Source organism: Aquirufa sp. TARAVU-A1A (assembly GCF_054558675.1).
Genome location: NZ_JBPXKP010000009.1, coordinates 47,814 through 67,385, shown reverse-complemented (window position 1 = coordinate 67,385; position 19,572 = coordinate 47,814). Strand labels below are relative to the sequence as shown.

The 19,572-nt window shown below is 45.0% G+C and carries 19 protein-coding genes; 10 read left to right on the top strand and 9 right to left on the bottom strand.

The window, feature by feature from the left end:
• Positions 1–74 precede the first annotated feature (74 nt).
• The 3 genes from V7S75_RS11685 (at position 75) to V7S75_RS11675 (ending at position 1,757) form a co-directional block, all read left to right on the top strand.
• Positions 75–380, top strand: coding sequence for a rhodanese-like domain-containing protein (locus V7S75_RS11685; RefSeq protein ID WP_459514103.1), 306 nt, complete (start codon positions 75–77; stop codon positions 378–380).
• A 221-nt stretch (positions 381–601) separates the two neighbouring features.
• Positions 602–904, top strand: coding sequence for a thioredoxin (gene trxA, locus V7S75_RS11680; RefSeq protein WP_459514101.1), 303 nt, complete (start codon positions 602–604; stop codon positions 902–904).
• 136 nt (positions 905–1,040) lie between these two features.
• Complete coding sequence (locus tag V7S75_RS11675) at positions 1,041–1,757, top strand: thioredoxin domain-containing protein (protein ID WP_459514099.1); 717 nt, start codon at positions 1,041–1,043, stop codon at positions 1,755–1,757.
• Between the two features lie 56 nt (positions 1,758–1,813).
• Here V7S75_RS11675 and V7S75_RS11670 read toward each other — a convergent pair whose 3' ends face one another.
• The 5 genes from V7S75_RS11670 to polA form a co-directional block, all read right to left on the bottom strand.
• Positions 1,814–3,025: an MFS transporter gene (locus V7S75_RS11670; protein ID WP_459514097.1), complete on the bottom strand. Its 1,212-nt coding sequence runs from the start codon at positions 3,023–3,025 to the stop codon at positions 1,814–1,816.
• Positions 3,026–3,088: 63 nt separating this feature from the next.
• The gene (locus V7S75_RS11665) at positions 3,089–3,658 is read right to left on the bottom strand and encodes a Crp/Fnr family transcriptional regulator (RefSeq protein ID WP_459514095.1); all 570 of its coding nucleotides are present in this window, start codon (positions 3,656–3,658) and stop codon (positions 3,089–3,091) included.
• Between the two features lie 49 nt (positions 3,659–3,707).
• Complete coding sequence (gene msrB, locus V7S75_RS11660; protein WP_459514093.1) at positions 3,708–4,184, bottom strand: peptide-methionine (R)-S-oxide reductase MsrB; 477 nt, start codon at positions 4,182–4,184, stop codon at positions 3,708–3,710.
• Positions 4,185–4,226: 42 nt separating this feature from the next.
• Positions 4,227–5,219 (bottom strand): glycosyltransferase, encoded by a 993-nt coding sequence (locus V7S75_RS11655; RefSeq protein WP_459514091.1) that lies wholly within the window; start codon positions 5,217–5,219, stop codon positions 4,227–4,229.
• 10 nt (positions 5,220–5,229) lie between these two features.
• Complete coding sequence (gene polA, locus V7S75_RS11650) at positions 5,230–8,055, bottom strand: DNA polymerase I (protein WP_459514089.1); 2,826 nt, start codon at positions 8,053–8,055, stop codon at positions 5,230–5,232.
• Between the two features lie 65 nt (positions 8,056–8,120).
• Here polA and pdxH point away from each other — a divergent pair, with 65 nt between their 5' ends.
• The 5 genes from pdxH (at position 8,121) to V7S75_RS11625 (ending at position 11,452) form a co-directional block, all read left to right on the top strand.
• Positions 8,121–8,753 (top strand): pyridoxamine 5'-phosphate oxidase, encoded by a 633-nt coding sequence (pdxH, locus tag V7S75_RS11645; protein WP_459514087.1) that lies wholly within the window; start codon positions 8,121–8,123, stop codon positions 8,751–8,753.
• Positions 8,754–9,286: 533 nt separating this feature from the next.
• Positions 9,287–9,487 carry a hypothetical protein gene (locus V7S75_RS11640; RefSeq protein WP_459514085.1) on the top strand — a complete coding sequence of 67 codons (201 nt, stop codon included), beginning with the start codon at positions 9,287–9,289 and terminating at the stop codon, positions 9,485–9,487.
• Complete coding sequence (locus tag V7S75_RS11635) at positions 9,474–9,761, top strand: type II toxin-antitoxin system RelE/ParE family toxin (protein ID WP_459514083.1); 288 nt, start codon at positions 9,474–9,476, stop codon at positions 9,759–9,761. Before V7S75_RS11640 ends, V7S75_RS11635 begins: the two co-directional genes overlap by 14 nt.
• A gap of 455 nt (positions 9,762–10,216) precedes the next feature.
• Positions 10,217–10,513 carry a hypothetical protein gene (locus V7S75_RS11630; protein WP_459514081.1) on the top strand — a complete coding sequence of 99 codons (297 nt, stop codon included), beginning with the start codon at positions 10,217–10,219 and terminating at the stop codon, positions 10,511–10,513.
• Between the two features lie 12 nt (positions 10,514–10,525).
• Positions 10,526–11,452 carry a carboxypeptidase-like regulatory domain-containing protein gene (locus V7S75_RS11625; RefSeq protein WP_459514079.1) on the top strand — a complete coding sequence of 309 codons (927 nt, stop codon included), beginning with the start codon at positions 10,526–10,528 and terminating at the stop codon, positions 11,450–11,452.
• A gap of 330 nt (positions 11,453–11,782) precedes the next feature.
• Here the strand turns inward: V7S75_RS11625 and V7S75_RS11620 are convergent, their stop codons facing one another.
• Positions 11,783–14,701, bottom strand: a complete 2,919-nt coding sequence (locus V7S75_RS11620; RefSeq protein ID WP_459514078.1) for a DNA polymerase III subunit alpha — start codon at positions 14,699–14,701, stop codon at positions 11,783–11,785.
• Positions 14,702–14,703: 2 nt separating this feature from the next.
• Positions 14,704–15,891 carry a DNA polymerase IV gene (gene dinB / locus V7S75_RS11615; protein WP_459514076.1) on the bottom strand — a complete coding sequence of 396 codons (1,188 nt, stop codon included), beginning with the start codon at positions 15,889–15,891 and terminating at the stop codon, positions 14,704–14,706.
• A gap of 108 nt (positions 15,892–15,999) precedes the next feature.
• Between dinB and V7S75_RS11610 the strand changes: the two genes are divergently transcribed.
• A complete protein-coding gene (locus V7S75_RS11610; RefSeq protein ID WP_377976555.1) occupies positions 16,000–16,701 on the top strand; it encodes an XRE family transcriptional regulator in 702 nt (233 codons plus the stop codon).
• A gap of 178 nt (positions 16,702–16,879) precedes the next feature.
• A complete protein-coding gene (locus V7S75_RS11605; RefSeq protein ID WP_459514074.1) occupies positions 16,880–18,976 on the top strand; it encodes a Tex family protein in 2,097 nt (698 codons plus the stop codon).
• A gap of 32 nt (positions 18,977–19,008) precedes the next feature.
• Here the strand turns inward: V7S75_RS11605 and V7S75_RS11600 are convergent, their stop codons facing one another.
• Together V7S75_RS11600 and V7S75_RS11595 are read right to left on the bottom strand one after the other, a co-directional pair.
• Entirely contained in the window at positions 19,009–19,323 is a 315-nt protein-coding gene (locus V7S75_RS11600; protein WP_459514072.1) for a heavy-metal-associated domain-containing protein, read from the bottom strand.
• A 43-nt stretch (positions 19,324–19,366) separates the two neighbouring features.
• Positions 19,367–19,567: a heavy metal-binding domain-containing protein gene (locus V7S75_RS11595; protein ID WP_377976558.1), complete on the bottom strand. Its 201-nt coding sequence runs from the start codon at positions 19,565–19,567 to the stop codon at positions 19,367–19,369.
• Positions 19,568–19,572 lie beyond the last annotated feature (5 nt).

The following is a 19,572-nucleotide window of genomic DNA, read 5'->3' as shown; positions in this document are numbered from 1 at the left end:
AAGTTCAATAAGAGACAAATATCACGAAAAACGCATTAGTTAGCGTCTATATTTGTCTAAAATAAAAGGAAAAAATGATACAATTCTTTAAAAAATTATTGGGCTTGGGGCCCGCTATTGATATTCAAGGACTTATCGCGAATGGCGCAAAAATTGTTGATGTTCGCACTCCTGCTGAATACAAAGATGGGCATGTCAAAGGATCCATTAATCTTCCATTACAAACTTTAGGCAGCCAAATGAACAAATTGAAGAAAGATGAGGTTATTATAACCTGTTGTCGTTCGGGGAGTAGAAGTGGCATGGCGCGCCGCCAACTACTTGCCGCAGGTTTCACGCAGGTGTATAATGGTGGTCCTTGGAACGGCTTAGTGAAGTAAGAGTGAAGAGGTATGAAGTCCGAAGTCAAAAAGTCCGGAGGTGTAATTGCTTAAGCCTTAGCTTCGGATTAGCATCTTCTGGACTATTTCCGTCCGGACTAACCACTGACAACTGACCACTAAAAACTCCTCCGGACTTCGGACTATTTCCCTCCGGAATTAATAATACTTAAACATTTAAATGCCTGTGACTAGCGACTAGTGACTAGCTACTTTTACCCATGAGCAAATTCGCAGAACTTTTAAAATCACCTGAACCGGTATTGGTCGACTTCTCCGCGGAGTGGTGTGGGCCATGCAAACAGCTAAAACCTATCCTAGAACAGGTCAAATCGAAAGTAGGTACTTCAGCCAAAATCATAAAAATAGACGTGGATAAAAACCGTTCTTTGGCTGAAAAATTCCAAATTCGATCTGTCCCTACATTAATATTATTCAAAGACGGAAAATCCGTTTGGCGTCAATCCGGCGTTATTCCGGCGAGTACACTGGAAGGGATTATTAAACAGCATACTAGTCGTTAGTCGCTAGTCGCTAGTCACTAGTCATTAGTCGCTAGTCATTAGTCGCTAGTTGCTGGACTTTTTTACTAGTTTTAGTTAACTCTTAACTCTTAATTCTTAACTCATTCCTAACTCTTAGTTTTCAATAAAATTTGTCATGAAAAAAACACTCATTTCCCTAATCCTCTCGCTATCCCTGCTAGCCTGTACTACACAGAAAGGAAAAAAAGACCTTAGTGCAAGCGAATTTCAAAGCGAAATTAAATCAGCCGAAGCGGGTCAAATTCTAGATGTTCGTACCATTGACGAATACAACACGGGTCACATCGCAGGAGCTGTATTAGCAGATATTTCGAGCAATTTATTTCAAGAAGTGACCAACAAATTAGACAAATCAAAACCTGTATACGTGTACTGCCTCTCCGGTGGTCGCTCAGGGGAAGCAGCTAATCAGCTCCAACAAATGGGATTTAAGTCAGTCATTAATTTATCCGGTGGCATGCTAGCATGGCAGTCGGCAAATTTACCTCTCACCACCAACACATCCGGTCCAGCCGTATCCGAGGGAATGAGTTTGGCAGATTTCGACCAACAAATCAAAGATAAAAAGCTCGTCATCGTTGACTATAACGCTACTTGGTGTGGTCCATGTAAACAGTTAAGCCCTGTGTTAGAAGCCTGGGTAAAAGAACAAAAAGGTAAAGTCGAGTTGATTAAAATCGATGTAGATGCAAATCAGGGTTTAGCCAAAGCGAAGCAAATTGAATCCATCCCCTATTTAGAGTTTTACAAAGACGGAAAATTAGCTGATAAACAAATTGGAATGAGCGAACCGAATGAAATGAAGAGTAATTGGGCGAAAATTCTATTGTAATTCCCCTTTTCATGTTAGGTAAAGACGCGATGTATCGCGTCTTTTTTTTGGGACAACTAGAAGACAATTTCCCGACAACTCATTCGTCGCCATACGATTATCGCTGATGTCACGGTCAACAAGGCTATCACCCAAATTCCCATTTCAAAGCCAAAATAATTCACCAATACACCGGTCAACAAAGCTCCAATCGCATAGCCCAAATCTCGCCAGAAACGAAAAACACCCAAACTCTTAGCCCGGTCTAATGGATGCGTATAGCCCGAAATCGCGGTTAAAAAAGTGGGATAAACGATGGCTGTACCTAAACCCAAAAAGACCGATAAAATCGCATACTGCATAAAACTAGAAGCAAACACAAAACCCATCAAAGTGATGCCCTGCGCAAACATCCCCCATTTCAATAATACCTTTGAACAAATCAAATCAGCCAACCGTCCCGTAAACAACTGAGCCACTCCCCAAACCATTGGATAAATAGCCGTTATCAAACCTGTGTCCACCAATGAAAAGCCCTTGGCATGCAGTAACATCGGAAATAACCCCCAAACCATTCCATCATTCAAATTATTCATTAATCCCGCTTGAGTCACAGATCCCAAATTCGGGTGTCTCCAAGTCGTATCCCATAAAACAGATTTCAACCGAGGTAAAATACTCGCTTCCGATGCTTGCTGGACATGCGCCGCCGTATCCCGAACAAAAAATATAGTCAAAAACAAACCTAGTAAAACAAAACCAATCCCCAGGTAAAATGGATAGGGTCGTAAGCCATATTGATCCGCCAACCAGCCCGTTAGAAAGGCCACAAGCCCAACCGAAACATAACCCGCAAATTCATTGATTCCCATCGCTAGCCCTCTATTTTGATTCCCCACTAAATCAATTTTCATGGTCACTGTGCTCGACCAAGCCAAACCTTGATTGATTCCCAACAATACATTGGCAGCTACTATCCAGCCCCATGAAGGAGCCCACATAAAAATAAAAGGAATCGGAATAGCGATAAACCAACCCAAGATCAATACATTTTTCCGACCCAATTGATTGGCAAAATGTCCAGCTAAATAATTAAATAGGGCTTTGGTGATTCCAAAAACGATGATAAAGGAAAAGATAGCTTGCGCCGATTGGATAGCAAAAACCTCATTCGCTAATCGAGGAAAAATTGACCGTTCTAAACCGATCATCCCGCCAACGAGCGCATTGATAAGAACCAACAAGCTGAATTGTTGCCAATTTTGACGTAATCCAAGTAGATTTTTCATGGTAAGATAAATACTCAAGCAATTTGAATATTCCTTACCCTAATATATTTATCAAATGTTAAATTAACTTTTCTTCGCCCGAATTCGACTTAAGCTAACTTGCGTGATACCCAAGTATGAGGCGATATATTTTAATGGGACCCGACGCAACACCTCAGGTTGCTCCTGGGCTATAAGTTGGTAACGCTCATCTGCTGTATGAAACTGTAAATTTTCGATGCGCTGAATCGTTTGAACATAAGCACCCTCAAATAAGCGTGAGAACAATCGCTCGATATCCCGATGAGTATCGTATAAGCCAAAGAGTTCTTTGGTAGAAATCGACCAAACTTCAGCGTCTTCCAACACTTGAATCGCCTTTTTACTTGGCACCCCTGCAAAAAGGCTCTCAGCACGCGCAATCAAACATAATGGCTCATAAAATCCTTCGGTTACATCATTCCCATCATGGAAATAATAAATACGAGCTAAACCCGTTTTCAAAAAATAAAGCGTTTTACAGGTTTGACCTATATGCTGTAAATCATGATTTTTAGAAATGGATTGTGTTTGAATGAGCGACTTTAAAGCCTCTTCAGATGATTCCGATAAGTGAGAAATTTGCTTAAAATGTGAAATCAGCTCGTGAGACATAATTTATTACCCAATTTGTTGAGACGCGATACCTCGCGCCTACACCCAATTATTTATCCTTCTCAAACCCCAAAGACACCGAATTCACGCAATAGCGTAAGCCTGTTTCCGTAGGACCATCATCAAAAACATGACCCAAATGACCACCACATTTTGCACAGGTAATTTCTATGCGACGCATACCTAACGTTAAATCAGGAGTTTCTTTGATAACGCCCGCTTTGATTTCTTTGTCGAATGAAGGCCAACCGCAGTGTGAATCAAATTTGGAGTCCGACTTAAACAAACGTGTACCACAACCTCTACAAGTATAATATCCTTTTTCCACATGCATCAAAAACTTACCCGTATATGGCCGTTCCGTTCCCTTTTGACGCAAAATATAAAATTCTTCCTCACTTAATTTAGCCTTCCATTCGGCTTCTGAAGTAGGTAATTGATCCATCGATATCGTTGATTTAGGTGCTTGACTACATGCCTGAAAAGCAAATGCCCAGACAAACAAGAAATAAGAAAATGATTTCATAGCATTTCGTTTCAGGTTAAACGAAAAATGTGAGCAAATGTTTTACTCGATCAAATCACCCAAGAACATTAAATATGGGGTCTCCGCTGGCGCATCAATATCCTTGTAGCGGTGATAATTCCCCAAAATCAAATTCTGAATGGTCTTTTTCAAACGCTTCCAACGAGCTTCCGGTAAATTAGCCCGACGATCCCAATAATCAATACGCGTGTCCAAAGGTTCAAACCGTTGATTCGGAAATTTAGCCGAAACTGCCTTACGAAGCTCCACCAAAAACTCCAACTTCTTTCGGTAGGGTCCTACTTTATCTTCATGCGGACGCTGAATACGCTCCCACAAAGATGGTGGCGTTCCTTGGTTTCCTTTAACGCCCACTTGTTGTTCGGAATGCAAACGGTATTGAACATAAGTAGCTGGAATAAAATCAATCTTATTTTCCAAAGCTGCCGCCAAACCAATCCAAGCATCATGTAAGAAATAACTAGGGAGATTGGTAGGGAACGGGGTAACTCGATCTACAAAACGCTTACGAACACCCATTGTACAGCCCGTTACACGGTTACCATCCAATAAAATATCCACAGATTTACCCATTTTCCAATCCAGTTGTTGCTCCTCCCGAAAACGAAAAGTCGACCACAAACGCTTTCCTGAAATTTGGCCAAATTCATCCACCAAAACTGCATCTGTAAAAACGACTTCTGCATCCTCATGGTGATTAAAATAAGTAGCTATACGCTCGATTTTTTGGGGATCCCAAAAATCATCTTGATCCGCGGGAAAAATATAATCACCTGTACAAAGTGTAAGTGCTTTTTGGAAATTTTGATACGTTCCTAATCGAGTCGGATTTTGATGAATCTGCAAAGGCAAGCGATCCTTGAATTGCTCGAGAATCAACATGGTACGGTCCGAAGAACCCTCATCACACACAATTACCTCGTCGGGCGGTAAGGTCTGATCAACCAAACTACTCAACTGCGTCCGGAGAAATTTCTCTCCATTCAAGGTACAAAGTGCAACAGATATCTTCAAAACTAATCCATTAATGGGCTTCCAACCAGTTCATACCAACGCCAATGCCCGTCTCAATCTTCACGCCTAAATCCAAGGCCTGACACATAATTTCATCAATGTGCGTACGAAGGTAATCAATTTCTGAAACATGCGCATCAAAAACCAATTCATCATGTACGGTCAGAATCATGCGAGATTTCAAGTTTTCCCGTTCAATAAACGCCTGAATCTGAATCATGGCCACTTTAATCATATCAGCCGCAGAACCTTGAATCGGTGCATTGATCGCATTTCGTTCCGCAAAACTCCGCTCATTCATATTGGATGACAAAATATCACGCAAATACCGACGGCGACCTAAGACCGTTTCCACATAACCCAACTCGCGAGCTTGTGTAATGGTCGTGTCCATAAAGGCTTTGACACCCGGAAACTCCACAAAATATTGATCAATAATTTCCTTCGCTTCGGTCCGAGAAATCCCTAAAGATCCCGCTAAACCAAAAGCAGATTGACCATAAATAATTCCAAAATTGACCGCTTTGGCTCTTCTTCGCAATTCGGATGTCACTTCGTCTAAGCTTACTTTGAATACCTTGGCTGCCGTGGCTTTATGTACGTCAATTCCTTGATTAAAGGCATTTAACATGGCCTCATCCTTAGCAAAAGCTGCCATAATCCGCAACTCGATTTGCGAATAATCGGCCGATAAAATCTGAAAATCAGCATTGCGAGGAATGAATGCCTTACGTATCTCCCGACCACGCGGTGTTCGAATTGGGATATTTTGCAAGTTGGGATCCTTCGAAGACAAACGTCCCGTTGCCGTTACCGCCTGCATGAAGGATGTATGGATACGACCTGTTTTCGGCGAAATCAATTGAGGTAATGCATCGACATAGGTCGACTTCAATTTCTGTAACTCTCTAAAGTCCAAAATCAAACGCGCAATTTCATGCTCCGATTCCAATTTGGATAAAATCTCCTCTCCTGTCTGGTATTGGCCCGTTTTCGTTTTCTTAGCTTTGGGATCTAATTTCAATTTCTCAAACAGAATCTCACCCAATTGCTTAGGTGATGCGACATTAAACTCTTGCCCGGCAACTTCAAAGATTTTTTGTTGGACCTCGCGCGAATCCGTTTCTAAGGTCTTTGACATCTCTTGTAAAAAGGCCACATCCAAATTAACCCCCTCACATTCAATCTTCGATAAGACGCGTGCCAAAGGCAATTCGACCTCGTTCAATAATTCGATCGCTTTTGGATTCTTGCTCAATTGCTCATCCAAGAAAGGCTTGAGTTGCAAGGTAATATCTGCATCTTCAGCCGCATATTCTTTGATATCCTCCAAAGCAACATCACGCATATTGCCTTGTTTGGCCCCTTTTTTACCGATCAAGGTCTCTATCGACAAAGGTTCATAGCTCAAATAGGCCATGGACAAAGCGTCCATGTTGTGGCGCTTTTCCGGTTCGATGAGGTAATGAGCCAGCATCGTATCATAGGTAGCACCTTTGATTTCCACACCATAATTGGCCAACACACTCATATCGTATTTGATATTTTGTGCAACCTTTTGAATGGCCTCATTCGCAAACAAATCCTTGAATAAATCCACTTGCGTTTGCGCCTCCGCCTGATTTTCCGGTAATGGCACATAAAAAGCTTCACCTTTTCGGTAGGCAAATGACATCCCTACGAGTTCAGCCTCAACCGCTGTTAAACTGGTGGTTTCCGTATCAAAACAGAAGGAATCTTGTCGGCCTAAAAATCCAATTAAAGATTTTATCGCTGCTTCCCCTTGTACCAAATGGTATTGATGCGCCGTATTGGCCAAATTACTAAAATGCGAGACTTTTTCTTCTTCCTCTTCAGCCATCATGAAATCAGCCGGAGCAGCTGCCGGCGAACCAAACATATCCATTTGATTAGCAGCCACTTTGGGGCTTGCTTTGGCTTTCGGAGCAGCAGGCTCAGGATCTTCGCCCAAGATTCTCCGACGTAAAGTTCTGAATTCTAATTCGTCCAATAAAGGTTCCAACAAATCCTTCTTGGGTGCAGTAATAACTAATTTATCTTCATCGTATTCAATGGGCACTTCACACAAGATGGTTGCCAAATGACGGGATAGCATGCCTTGCTCTTGGAAATTCTCCAGGTTTTCACGCAGCTTACCTTTTAATTTATCCGTATTCTTGAACAGGTTCTCCATGGAACCATATTCTTCGATGAGCTTTTGAGCTGTCTTTTCTCCAACTCCCGGAACGCCCGGAATATTGTCCACGGCATCACCCATTAGCCCCAACATATCAATAACTTGGTCAACATGTTGGATGTTCCATTTGGCACAGACCTCTTTGGGACCTAAAATCTCCACGCCCTTGCCCATGAAGGCAGGCTTGTACATTTTGATTCGCTCCTCTACTAATTGGCCATAATCCTTGTCGGGCGTCATCATATACACCTCAATATCCGGATTGGCACGCACGGCTTTTTTGGCAATTGTCCCGATGATGTCATCGGCTTCGTAGCCGTCCAAAATCAAAATAGGAATATCCATCGCCTCCACTAATTTCTTCACATAGGGAATGGCAACGGTGATATCTTCTGGTTGTTCCTGCCGCTGAGCCTTGTAGGGCGTATATTCGACGTGACGGAACGTAGGTGCCGAGGTATCAAAGGCAACCCCCAAGTAATCAGGCTTTTCCTTTTGAATAACTTCCAAAATGGTGTTTGTAAAACCAAAAACGGCACTTGTATTTAAGCCTTTTGATGAAATTCGGGGTGTTTTAGCGAACGCAAAATGGGCACGATAAATCAGCGCCATGGCATCAAAAAGGAATAATTTTTTCATAGAAATTGACTAAATTTGAACGAGCAGAAAGCCCGCTCAAAGATAAGAAATAAAAATTCTGAATTATGAATTTAGCCGCCCTTCGTGAGAATTATCAAAAAGGTGAACTATTGGAAACAACGGTGCACCAAGACCCCATCGAACAATTTAAAGTTTGGTTTCAGGAGGCTTCAAATGCCAAAGTTCCTGAGCCGAATGCCATGTTTTTGAGCACCGTTGGGCACGATCATAAACCGGCAGGGCGAATTGTCTTATTAAAACATGTAGATGAGGCTTTCTCTTTTTTCACCAATTACCATTCCCGGAAAGGGGCGGAATTAGCGCATCATGCACAGGCATCACTTACATTCTTTTGGGGCGAATTAGAGCGTCAAGTACGCATCGAAGGCCGAGTACATAAGATGTCGGAGGTCCTTTCTACAGAATATTTCCACCAACGACCGCGCGAATCGCAGTTGGGCGCATGGGTTTCCGATCAAAGTTCTCGGGTTGAATCACGCGAATATTTAGAGCAACGCTATGCGGAATTAGCCAAAGAATACGAGGGAAAAGAAATCCCAAAACCTGCGCATTGGGGAGGTTATGAATTAATTCCGGATTATTTCGAATTCTGGCAAGGTCGGCCGTCGCGATTACATGACCGGATTGTATATGAGAAAACGGGGCAGAGCTGGGAGCGGTATCGGATAGCACCATAGATTGGACGTTAGACGTTAGACGTTGGACTTTAGACGTTGGACTTTAGACGTTGGACTTTAGACGTTGGACTTTAGACGTTGGACTTTAGACGTTGGACTTTAGACGTTGGACTTTAGACGTTTGAGGTGACTTCCCTACGGACTCCGGACTATTTCCCTCCGGACTGACAACTGAAGACTGACAACTCCCCTCGGACTCCGGACTATTTCCCTCCGGACTGACAACTGACGACTGACATCTCCCTTCGGACTCCGGACTATTTCCCTCCAGACTAAGCACTGACTACTGACAACTCCCTTCGGACTCTGAACTATTTCCCTCCGGACTAAGCACTGACTACTGACAACTCCCCTCAGACTCCGGACTCTTTTCCTCCGGACTGACAACTGACCACTGACAACACCCTTCGGACTCCGGACTAATCCCCTCCGGACTGACGACTATCGCCTGACTATTTTATCAGTTTTTAATTCTTTTTCCGAATTAGACTTCTTTGTTTTTGCATCTAAGTTTGTTTTCAAATAAACAGCTCATGCAAAAGCCACAAAACTACCCGATTAGCGATCCAAACTTTGAGACTTCTATTTTAGAAGATCCACAACTTTCACCCATTCCTCGTTGGCATAAAACCCTTGTCGCCGAGCGTCTCCGCGTCCGAAACGAATTAAACAATCCTGACATCCCTTGGGAAGAAGTTATTCAAAAACTTAAAAACCAACATGACAATTTATAAAATTGTCACAACCTCACACGTTTATGTTGAAATGAGCGAAAACATGACCTGGTATAATAATCACGTGTCACTTTTAGGCACCAATTTTTTGAATCAGATTTCTCCATCATTGGAGCTTATAAGTCAATTTCCTCACTTGACCTATGTCCGCTATTCCCCCTATATTCGTTGTTGTATCATCCCTCGATTCCCCTTAATGATTCATTATCAAGTAGATGAAGCCAAACAAGCTATTTTGATCATTGCCATTCTACATATGCGCAGGAGAACTTAGGTAGAGGAAGAGTTAAGAGTGAAGAGGTATGAAGTCCGGAGTCTATAAGTCAGGAGGTGTAATTGCTTAAGTCTTAGCTTCGGATTAGCAGCCTTCGGTCTATTTCCCTACGGACTAACCACTGACAACTGACTTCAGACTACTGCCACTCCTTCGGACTCCGGACTATTTCCCTCCGGACTGACAACTGACCACTGACAACTCCCTTCGGACTCCGGACTATTTCCCTCCGGACTGACAACTGACCACTGACAACTCCCTTCGGACTCCGGACTCTTTTCCTCCAGACTGACACCTGACCACTGATAACTCCCTTCGGACTCCGAACTATTTCCCTCCGGACTAACAACAAGTGACTAGCGACTGCCTCGCTCTTTTTTATCAGTTTTTTAGTCTTTTATCGAATAACACAATTTCTGATTGCTCCGTAAGTTTGGGTATAAACCTAACCTACTATGAAAAAGCAAACACGAATTATTGCAATAGTATTATTGCTCATCACTTCCATTCCTGTAGTTAAAACATTAGCTTTCGACCCAACTGTTGATGATTGTGTAACCCCACCCTGGCGATTTTGGGGAGAAAGTATTGGATGCGCTTGGCAAGCTTCCAACGGCCATATTGCAAATGAGCTACCCGATGGAAAAACATGCTGTGCCATCAGAACTCATGTTACCTATTATTTTGGCATAAAATTTGACGAACAAACCACCTGTGACCCCATTCCATGTCCTGAAAACCCGAATCGTTAAATCTTACGAACTATGAAATCGACCTTTTATTTACTATTTGTGCTGTTCATATTTCTGAATATCTCAACAAGAATTTATGCCCAAGGACAATTAATCAAAGTCTTGGATACAAAATCCCACGACCCTGTTCCCTTTGCGACCGTCCATTTTATCAAACAAAATGTCGCCTTTTCAAGTGATGAAAATGGCTTCTTTTTCGTTTCGGCCAAACTACGGGAACAAAAAGATACGATTCGCATAAGCTGCGTAGGTTATCCCCCTAAATCCGTCTTACTCGGAAATAATCCAGAAATGCTTGAAATTCAACTGCAGGCAGCACAAATTGAATTGCCTGAAATTCAGGTGCGTCCACAAAAATTCAAGTCTATAAAAACTGAAAAATCCCATATGAAAGGCGCCATGGGCGGTTTATCTGGGAGAGACGATATGGTGGGCCTAAGCTTTGATTCAACCCTATATGCAAACAAAATGATTGAATCCGTCATGGTGTATATTTCAAAAGGCGGAGATTATAAAGTTCCATTTCGTATACGTTTATTTACTTTACGGAATGGTCAACCTACCTCAGAAGAATTTTATCAAACGAATTGGGTGGTCCGTGCCACAAAAACCGGTTGGAACACCTTCGATATCCCAAGCAAGTATGTGTACATCCCTGATTCAGGCTGCTTAATTGCCGTCGAATGGCTCGTCTTTCAAAACATTGACTATTCAAAAGCTGATTATTCCAAAAGAGATTTTAATTTAGACTTCAGTAATTTCAAAGGGCAATACCTTGGCATGGGCTACACAAAAACGCCTAACGCTAGCCTCGGTTTTTATCGAAATATTAAATCAAAAGGTGTTTGGCATTCCTCGGATCTACTTTTTGGCAATTTTAAAAATCCCGTATTTCACAATAGGATATTAAAGCCGATGATTGCTTTAAAATTGAAATAAGAATTAAGAGTGAAGAGGTATGAGGTATGGAGTCTGGAGTCAAAAAAGTCCGAAGTCCGGAGGTGTCATTGCTTAAGCTTTAGCTTCGGATTAGCAGCCTTCGGACTATTTCCCTCCGAACTGACGACTAGCGACTGCCCCGCTCCTTCTGACTATTTCCCTCCGGACTAATCCTGACTACTGACAACTGACCACCCTTCGGGCTCCGGACTTTTTCCCTCCGGACTGACCACTGACCACTGACCACTGACCACCCTTCGGACTCCGGACTATTTCCCTCCGGACTAACCACTGACAACAGACTACTGACTACTGACGACTAGCGCCCCCCTAATCCTCCCTCCTCGGATCCACCCGCCACCCGAGCTTCCTTAATTGCTGCACCCGCAAACTGCGATGGCCAAATTCCTCCATCACCACCCCCTGCATCCAATACACCCCATTCCCCCGAAACGAATACTTCTTCAAATCCGCCGGAAAGTGCACCGTATCAAAAAACTCCCCACGCACATCCACAAAATAACCGAAATACATGCGGTCGCCCGACTTCGTTCGCGTCGGCTTTAAGGTCACCAAATAACCCAAGATATCTCCACGATCATACGCAAAATCCGCATTCAACAAGGTTTTGGGCAGGTCAGAAACCAAATCATACGGCGAGCACAAAGGAAAACCCAAGATCTCCCACTGATCAAAGGCATCCTCCGCCGGATCATGCAACAACTCCGGCAATGCCCCCAAGTCCGACACCTCATCCCCAAACATTTCCATCGCCACCACCGGCGCCACCTTCCCCTGAAAACGTGCATGCGCCTCCCAAAGTAAAGGCTTCTTCTCGACTCCCAAATACCGAAATGCTCCCACACGAATCAATAAAATCGCCTGCTCCAATCCCAACGAAACCCGATGCACAAAATCCTCCCAAGACCGAAAAGGCCCACCCTGCCGCCGCGCTTCCAACAAATCCTGAATCACCCGCTTCTCCAATCCCTTCACATGCACCCAGCCCAACCAAATCACCGATCCCCGAATCGAAGTCAAATACTCACTCGTATTAATTTCCGGCGCCTCCACCTGTGCCCCACACCGCCGTGCCTCATGCACATAAAACTCCGTCCGATAAAATCCCCCAAAATTATTAATCACCGCCACCATAAACTCCAGCGGATAATACGTCTTCAAATACAAACTTTGGTAACTCTCCACCGCAAACGACGCCGAATGTGCCTTCGAAAACGAATAGCCCGAAAAACTCTCCATCTGACGCCACACCTCCCGCGCCACCGCCTCCGCATAACCCTTCCCCGCACAATTCACAAAAAATGCCTCCCGAATCCGCTCAAACTCCCCGCGCGAACGCGATTTGCCCGACATCCCCCGGCGCAATACATCCGCCTCCGCCAAACTCAAACCGGCAAAATAATGCGCCACCTTAATCACATCCTCCTGATACACCATCACCCCATACGTCTCCTTCATCAACTCCCCCATCAAAGGATGCACCGGCTCATACGAATCCGGCGCATGAAAACGCTCAATGTAAGCCTTCATCATCCCCGAGGACGCCACCCCCGGCCGGATAATCGACGAAGCCGCCACCAAAGTCAAGTAATCCTGGCAGCGCAACTTCTTCAGCAACTGCCGCATCGCCGGCGACTCAATGTAAAAACAACCCATCGTTTCATGCCGCATCAACTGCTTGCGAACCTCCTCATCCTGCATAAAATCCTGCACCCGATGCACATCCACATCCACCCCCCGATTCGCACGAATGATATCCACCGACTCCTTAATATGCCCCAAACCCCGCTGCGACAAAATATCAAACTTCGCAAAACCAATCTCCTCCGCCACATGCATATCAAACTGACAGATCGGAAAACCCTTGGGCATCGGTTCCAAAGCCGTATACGCAAACAAAGGCTCCTCCGAAATCAAAATGCCGCCGGCATGAATGCTCAGGTAATTCGGGAAGTCCAACAATAAATTCCCGTACTTCACAATCAAAGCCTGTATCTCCGAACTCACCTCCCGCATCGCGGTAGCAGGGTCCAACCACGCATCAATTTCGGCTTTGGGTAAACCAAAAACCTTCGCCAATTCCCGGTAAATGGATTTATCGCGAAAGGTTACATAGGTCGCCAACAAGCACACATGCTTCGCCCCATAGCGCTTAAATATATAATCGATGATGTCATTACGCTCATCCCACGAAAAATCAATATCAAAATCCGGCGGACTCGTCCGATGCGGATTAATGAATCGCTCAAAATACAAATCCAAGGCCACCGGATCCACATCCGTAATTCCCAAACAATAGGCCACAATCGAATTCGCCCCCGATCCACGCCCCACATGAAAATACCCTCGCGAACGCGCATAACGGATAATATCCCACGTAATCAGAAAATAGGCATCAAAATGCAATTCATGAATCACCTTCAGTTCCTTCTCCACCCGCGCCTTCGCCTCCCGGTCCGATCGTGGATAGCGATAACGCAAACCCTCATAGGCTAGTTTGGTCAATAGCGCCAAATCATCCTCCCGACTTGAACCATACAATCGTCGGTTCTTTGGTAATTTAAAATCAAAACGAAAGGTGCAGTCGGCCAGCAACTGCTCAGCAGCATCCAATAATCCAGGGTAATCCCGACAAATCTCCCGCAACTCCTCCGGCGTGTACATCCGCTCATCTTCCTGCGCCTGCGCTTTGGGAGAGAGTTTACTCAATAAGACATTTTGGTCAATCGCCCGCAACAAACGATGCATCGAAAAACCCTGCTTGTTCAAAAAAGTAACCGGTTGGCACCACACCATCCCATCCAAATCCTTCACATTCCACAAGGCCTTCAAATCGGTTCCACGAACACCCCAGCGCTCGTTTTTACCGAGGGTACGCAAAGTCTTTCGCCGACTAAACGGAAAAATGGTCCACACATCCTCCCATTCCGGGGGACGCTCCGGCCAATCCCCACCGGCCAATAAAACCTGGGAGGCAAAGGCATTAATCTGTGCCAAACCCGCGGGATTCCGCGCCATACACACATAGCCTTTGGCAAATTCCATCCCCACCACCGGCTTAATCCCCGCCTCTGTACAAGCCTGCACAAAATCAAAAATCCCAGAAGTCCGATGAATATCCGTCAAAGCCAAGACCTGAATACCCCGCGCAAGCGCTGCCTCCACCAGCTGCTCGGGCGAAAGCGTTCCATAACGCAGGCTATAATACGAGTGACAATTCAGGTACATGGCTATTCCGACTTAGGTACTAAAGCATTCCGACGCTCCCCGCGCTCCATCAAACCACTCGCCCGTAGAACAGAAAACTCCCCGTAGCGATTTCGGAGATTATCCATCGCCCCATACAAAGGCACCAGCCGCGCCCCATCATCAAACAAACTCAATTGCTCCTGGCCCTGTAATAATTTGGAAAAACGAACCCCAATCAGCCGAATCAACAGTCGGCGATCATATAATTTCTCAAACAATTCATGCACCGCCGGAATCAAACGATGATCACTCGCTGAGGCAGGAATACTGATTTGTCGGGTATGCGTATCAAAATTCGAATAGCGTAACTTGACCGTGATGCACGAGGTACATTGACCGAGTTTGCGGAGGTCATAGGCCAACTGCTCCGTGAGCGAACCCAAGATGCGGTGCAACAAATGTACGTCCGTCGTGTCTTGCTCAAAGGTAATCTCCTTCGAGAGTGACTTTTGTTCCGAATAAGGGACTACGGGGCGTAAATCGATTCCATTCGCCCGCTCCCACAGCATGACACCTGATTTACCAAAAGTACGTTCTAGCACCTTCAGCGGCATTTGACTCAGGGTTCCCACATGTACGATGCCCATGTTCCGGAGTGTTTGGGCCGTCACTGCCCCGATCATCGGAATCTTCCCAACGGCCATGGGCGCTAAGAAAGCTTTTTCCTCTCCAGGTAAGACCTGATATTGTCCAGCCGGTTTAACATGATTCGTAGCCACTTTGGAAACCGTTTTATTCACTGATAGGCCAAAGGAAATCTGCAAACCGGTTTCCTTGTGAATCTTATGGCGCAAATCCGTCGCAAACTGATACGAACCAAAAAAGCGCTCCATGCCCGTCATATCCAAATAAAACTCATCAATCGATGCCTTCTCCACGACAGGCGCCCGGTCCATAATCATCCGCGTCACCCAATCCGAATGCTGCGCATAAGCCTCAAAATCTCCGCGTAACACAATCGCATCCGGACACAACTTCAAAGCCATCCGCATCGGCATCGCCGAACGCACACCAAAAGCCCGCGTCTCATAACTACATGCGGCTACGACACCCCGGTCCGACAAGCCTCCGACGATCACGGGTTTCCCCACGAGACGCGGATCTCGAAGTCGCTCGACCGAGACAAAGAAGGAATCTAAGTCCATGTGCACAATGGCGCGCTCTTGCATAAATTTGGTAGCTATTTGCGTATTTCGAATACCTTTTGTAACTTCGATGAGTATACGATAAAATATTGGATACGAATTTTATTCATTTTAATTAAATAAGCAAATCGCATGAGCACTTTTTTTAGTCAGAATTTACGTTTTTTACGCAGCAAAATGCCCGAGAAAACATCACAAGAAAAACTGGCTGAATTAATCAACATCAAAAAGCCCACCTTGGGCTCCTACGAATCCGGCAGAGCGGAACCTAAATACGCCGATCTGATTGAAATAGCCGAATTTTTCAAAGTAGAGGTGGATGAATTACTCAAAGAAGATCTTTCCAAAAGACTTCCCGGAATGGCCAACAAGCCGAAGCTACGTATTTTAGCTACGACGGTGGATTCCAACAATGAAGAAAATATTGAAATGGTTCCTGTCAAAGCTTTGGCCGGATACACCGCTTCTTACGACGATGTCGAGTTCATTCAAGAACTTCCTACCTTCCAAGTACCCTTCTTGCCACGCGATAAAAAATACCGCGTATTCCCCATCAAAGGGGAATCGATGCTACCGCTACAACCCGGTTCTTTAGTCTTTGCCGAATACGTAGAAGATTGGACCGCCATCAAAGACGGCACCATCTGTATCGTGGTCACGCGCGAAGATGGTGTGGTGTTAAAACAAGTCATTAATCACTTGGCCGAGCGCAAAGTCTTAATCCTAAATTCGACCAATAAAACCTACGACCCTTATCCGATTCTCGGCTCTGAAATCCAAGAAATCTGGAAATTCGCGGGGTATTTTCACAGTGATTTCCCGAATGCGGAGTAGAGTCGTAAGTCCGGAGTCAAAAAGTCCGAAGTCCGGAGGTGTAATTGTTTAAGTTTACACTCCGGACTAACACCCTTCGGACTATTTCCCTCCGGACTATTTCCCTCCGGACTTCGGACTTTTCGACTTCGGACTCCTTACCTCTTCACTCTTCACTCTTAGCTCTTACCTCAATTCCATGATTGCAAAAATAGCCTCCACCCTCGGCATCAACGAAAACCAAGTCCGCAAAACCGTCGAACTCCTCGATGAAGGCGCCACCATCCCCTTCATTTCCCGCTACCGGAAAGAAGCAACGGGTAGCCTCGATGAAGTTCAAGTCGCACAAATCCGCGACTTACGCGACCAATTTGTCGAACTAGAAAAACGCCGCGAAGCGATCCTAAAATCACTTAAAGAATTAGATAAACTAAGCCCCGAACTCGAAAAAGCCGTTCGCGGAGCCGAAACCCTTGCCAAACTCGAGGACATCTACCTACCCTACAAACCCAAGCGCAAAACACGCGCCATGGCCGCTAGGGAAAAAGGACTACAGCCTTTAGCAAACAAACTATTCGAACAACGCATGCTTGACCCGGAGGTATTAGCTGCAGAATTCTTAGAGGATCCCGAAGAAGCGCTGGCTGGGGCACGCGATATTTTGGCCGAAGAAATGATGGAAACCGCCGAAGCACGCGAAGAAGCACGCCATTTGTTTTCCCGCAAAACAACCGTCAAATCCACGGTTGCCAAAGGAAAGCAAGAAGCCGGCATCAAATACAAAGATTACTTCGACTGGTCTGAATCCCTAGCCCAAGCTCCTTCCCATCGCATCCTAGCCCTTTTTAGAGGCGAAAACGAAGGGATATTAAACTTGAATCTTGCAGGGCCTGACCAAGAAGTCCTCGATAAACTAGACCGCCGATTCATCAAAGGGAATAATGCCTGTGCCCGACAAGTCACTCTAGCCATTCAAGATGGCTACAAACGCCTACTCATGCCAGCCATGGAAAATGAAATGCGGGCAGAGGCAAAAAAACGTGCCGATGAGGAAGCCATACGTGTCTTCGCGGAAAACATACGCCAATTACTTTTAGCTGCACCTCTTGGGCAAAAACGCGTGCTCGCACTCGACCCAGGTTTTAGAACGGGATGCAAATTAGTCTGCCTCGACGAGCAAGGCACGCTCCTAGACAATACAGCCGTTTATCCACACACAGGACCTGGACAGGCACAAGAAGCCGCACATACCATCAGCGCTTGGGTAAAAAAACACAAGGTTCAAGCCATCGCAATCGGCAACGGAACGGCGGGTCGGGAAACGGAAGCCTTTGTCCGCAACTTAAAACTGGAAGGCATCACCATCATCATGGTGAACGAAAGTGGTGCATCTATTTATTCGGCATCAGAAGCGGCACGCGAAGAGTTTCCAGACAAGGACATTACTGTCCGCGGTGCCGTATCTATCGGCAGAAGACTCATGGACCCACTCGCTGAATTGGTTAAAATCGACCCCAAGTCGATCGGCGTGGGACAATATCAACACGACGTAGACCAAAAGAAATTACAAGCTTCTTTGGACGATACCGTTATCTCTTGCGTAAACTCAGTAGGCGTCGAACTCAATACCGCATCCAAACAAATCCTATCCTACGTTTCAGGACTTGGCCCTCAATTGGCCCAAAACATTATCGATTACCGGACCAAAAACGGCCCCTTCATCAAGCGATCGGATTTGAAAAAAGTGGCCCGATTAGGCGAAAAAGCGTATGAGCAAGCCGCGGCCTTCTTACGCATTCGTCACGCGAAAAACCCCTTAGATGCTAGCGCCGTTCACCCGGAACGCTATGAGATTGTGGAGAAAATGGCGAAGGATTTAAATTGCAAGGTGAGTGACTTATTGGCCAATGAGTCCCTTCGCAAGCAAATTCAATTACAGAAATATGTAACCGCTGAAGTGGGTATGCCTACGCTAACCGACATTCTTGCAGAATTAGCCAAACCCGGACGCGATCCTCGGGAACAATTCGAAGCATTCGAATTCACCGAGGGAGTAAATGAAATCAAGGATTTACGCATTGGCATGAAATTGCCGGGAATCGTCACAAACATCACAAACTTTGGTGCCTTTGTTGACATCGGCGTACATCAGGACGGATTAGTGCATGTGAGCCAGTTGGCCGATAAATTCGTCAAAGACCCTAACGAAGTCGTCAAAGTAGCCCAAAAAGTCATGGTTACCGTAACCGAAGTAGATGAAGCGCGAAAACGAATTGCGCTTAGCATGAAGAAATAAAATAAGCCCTCAGGAAATTGAGGGCTTTTTCGTTACTTTTTGCAGCAATTAGGGAGCTTATCATAGCTCTTTTTGATGGCCTTAACCTCATCAGCATCATAACCCGTTTCAGAAATCACGAGTTTAATCTTCGCTATATCAATTTTATCCGGATTATACACCACGGTAATGTTCGATTGATCTTCGAGATTCAAATCCGACTTTTCGATTCCTTTCGTTAATGCCAAATTCTTCTCGATACGCTCCTTACACATCTCACAAATGGCTGATGTTTTAATCTTTACGGTTTGCGAAGGTCCTGCCAATAACCCGAAAGGCAGGAGTAGAAAAAATAATAAATGTTTCATTCAATTGTTTTTTAACCCCAGGCTTCAGCCTGGGGAGTATAACCTATTTTTTAACCACTTTCAAATCCATCGTACATGCTGGACATTTCCCCTTTTTCGCATAGGTTTTTGTTCCCTCACATTTCATAGGACATTGATACACTTCTTTTTTCTCTTCTGTTTTCGTCTTTTTAGACTCTTGCGTTTGTGCAAATGTTCCAAACATGGCAAATACCATTCCAGATACTAAGATGAACTTTTTCATAGCTG

What these genes read in the sequence shown, in the direction of transcription:
- V7S75_RS11610 (WP_377976555.1), top strand. Translation starts at nt 16,000, where the DNA reads ATGAGCACTTTTTTTAGTCAGAATTTACGTTTTTTACGCAGCAAAATG.
- V7S75_RS11625 (WP_459514079.1), top strand. Translation starts at nt 10,526, where the DNA reads ATGAAATCGACCTTTTATTTACTATTTGTGCTGTTCATATTTCTGAAT.
- dinB (WP_459514076.1), bottom strand. Translation starts at nt 15,891, where the DNA reads ATGCAAGAGCGCGCCATTGTGCACATGGACTTAGATTCCTTCTTTGTC.
- polA (WP_459514089.1), bottom strand. Translation starts at nt 8,055, where the DNA reads ATGAAAAAATTATTCCTTTTTGATGCCATGGCGCTGATTTATCGTGCC.
- V7S75_RS11630 (WP_459514081.1), top strand. Translation starts at nt 10,217, where the DNA reads ATGAAAAAGCAAACACGAATTATTGCAATAGTATTATTGCTCATCACT.
- V7S75_RS11600 (WP_459514072.1), bottom strand. Translation starts at nt 19,323, where the DNA reads ATGAAACATTTATTATTTTTTCTACTCCTGCCTTTCGGGTTATTGGCA.
- V7S75_RS11675 (WP_459514099.1), top strand. Translation starts at nt 1,041, where the DNA reads ATGAAAAAAACACTCATTTCCCTAATCCTCTCGCTATCCCTGCTAGCC.
- trxA (WP_459514101.1), top strand. Translation starts at nt 602, where the DNA reads ATGAGCAAATTCGCAGAACTTTTAAAATCACCTGAACCGGTATTGGTC.
- V7S75_RS11685 (WP_459514103.1), top strand. Translation starts at nt 75, where the DNA reads ATGATACAATTCTTTAAAAAATTATTGGGCTTGGGGCCCGCTATTGAT.
- msrB (WP_459514093.1), bottom strand. Translation starts at nt 4,184, where the DNA reads ATGAAATCATTTTCTTATTTCTTGTTTGTCTGGGCATTTGCTTTTCAG.
- pdxH (WP_459514087.1), top strand. Translation starts at nt 8,121, where the DNA reads ATGAATTTAGCCGCCCTTCGTGAGAATTATCAAAAAGGTGAACTATTG.
- V7S75_RS11620 (WP_459514078.1), bottom strand. Translation starts at nt 14,701, where the DNA reads ATGTACCTGAATTGTCACTCGTATTATAGCCTGCGTTATGGAACGCTT.
- V7S75_RS11640 (WP_459514085.1), top strand. Translation starts at nt 9,287, where the DNA reads ATGCAAAAGCCACAAAACTACCCGATTAGCGATCCAAACTTTGAGACT.
- V7S75_RS11670 (WP_459514097.1), bottom strand. Translation starts at nt 3,025, where the DNA reads ATGAAAAATCTACTTGGATTACGTCAAAATTGGCAACAATTCAGCTTG.
- V7S75_RS11635 (WP_459514083.1), top strand. Translation starts at nt 9,474, where the DNA reads ATGACAATTTATAAAATTGTCACAACCTCACACGTTTATGTTGAAATG.
- V7S75_RS11595 (WP_377976558.1), bottom strand. Translation starts at nt 19,567, where the DNA reads ATGAAAAAGTTCATCTTAGTATCTGGAATGGTATTTGCCATGTTTGGA.
- V7S75_RS11665 (WP_459514095.1), bottom strand. Translation starts at nt 3,658, where the DNA reads ATGTCTCACGAGCTGATTTCACATTTTAAGCAAATTTCTCACTTATCG.
- V7S75_RS11605 (WP_459514074.1), top strand. Translation starts at nt 16,880, where the DNA reads ATGATTGCAAAAATAGCCTCCACCCTCGGCATCAACGAAAACCAAGTC.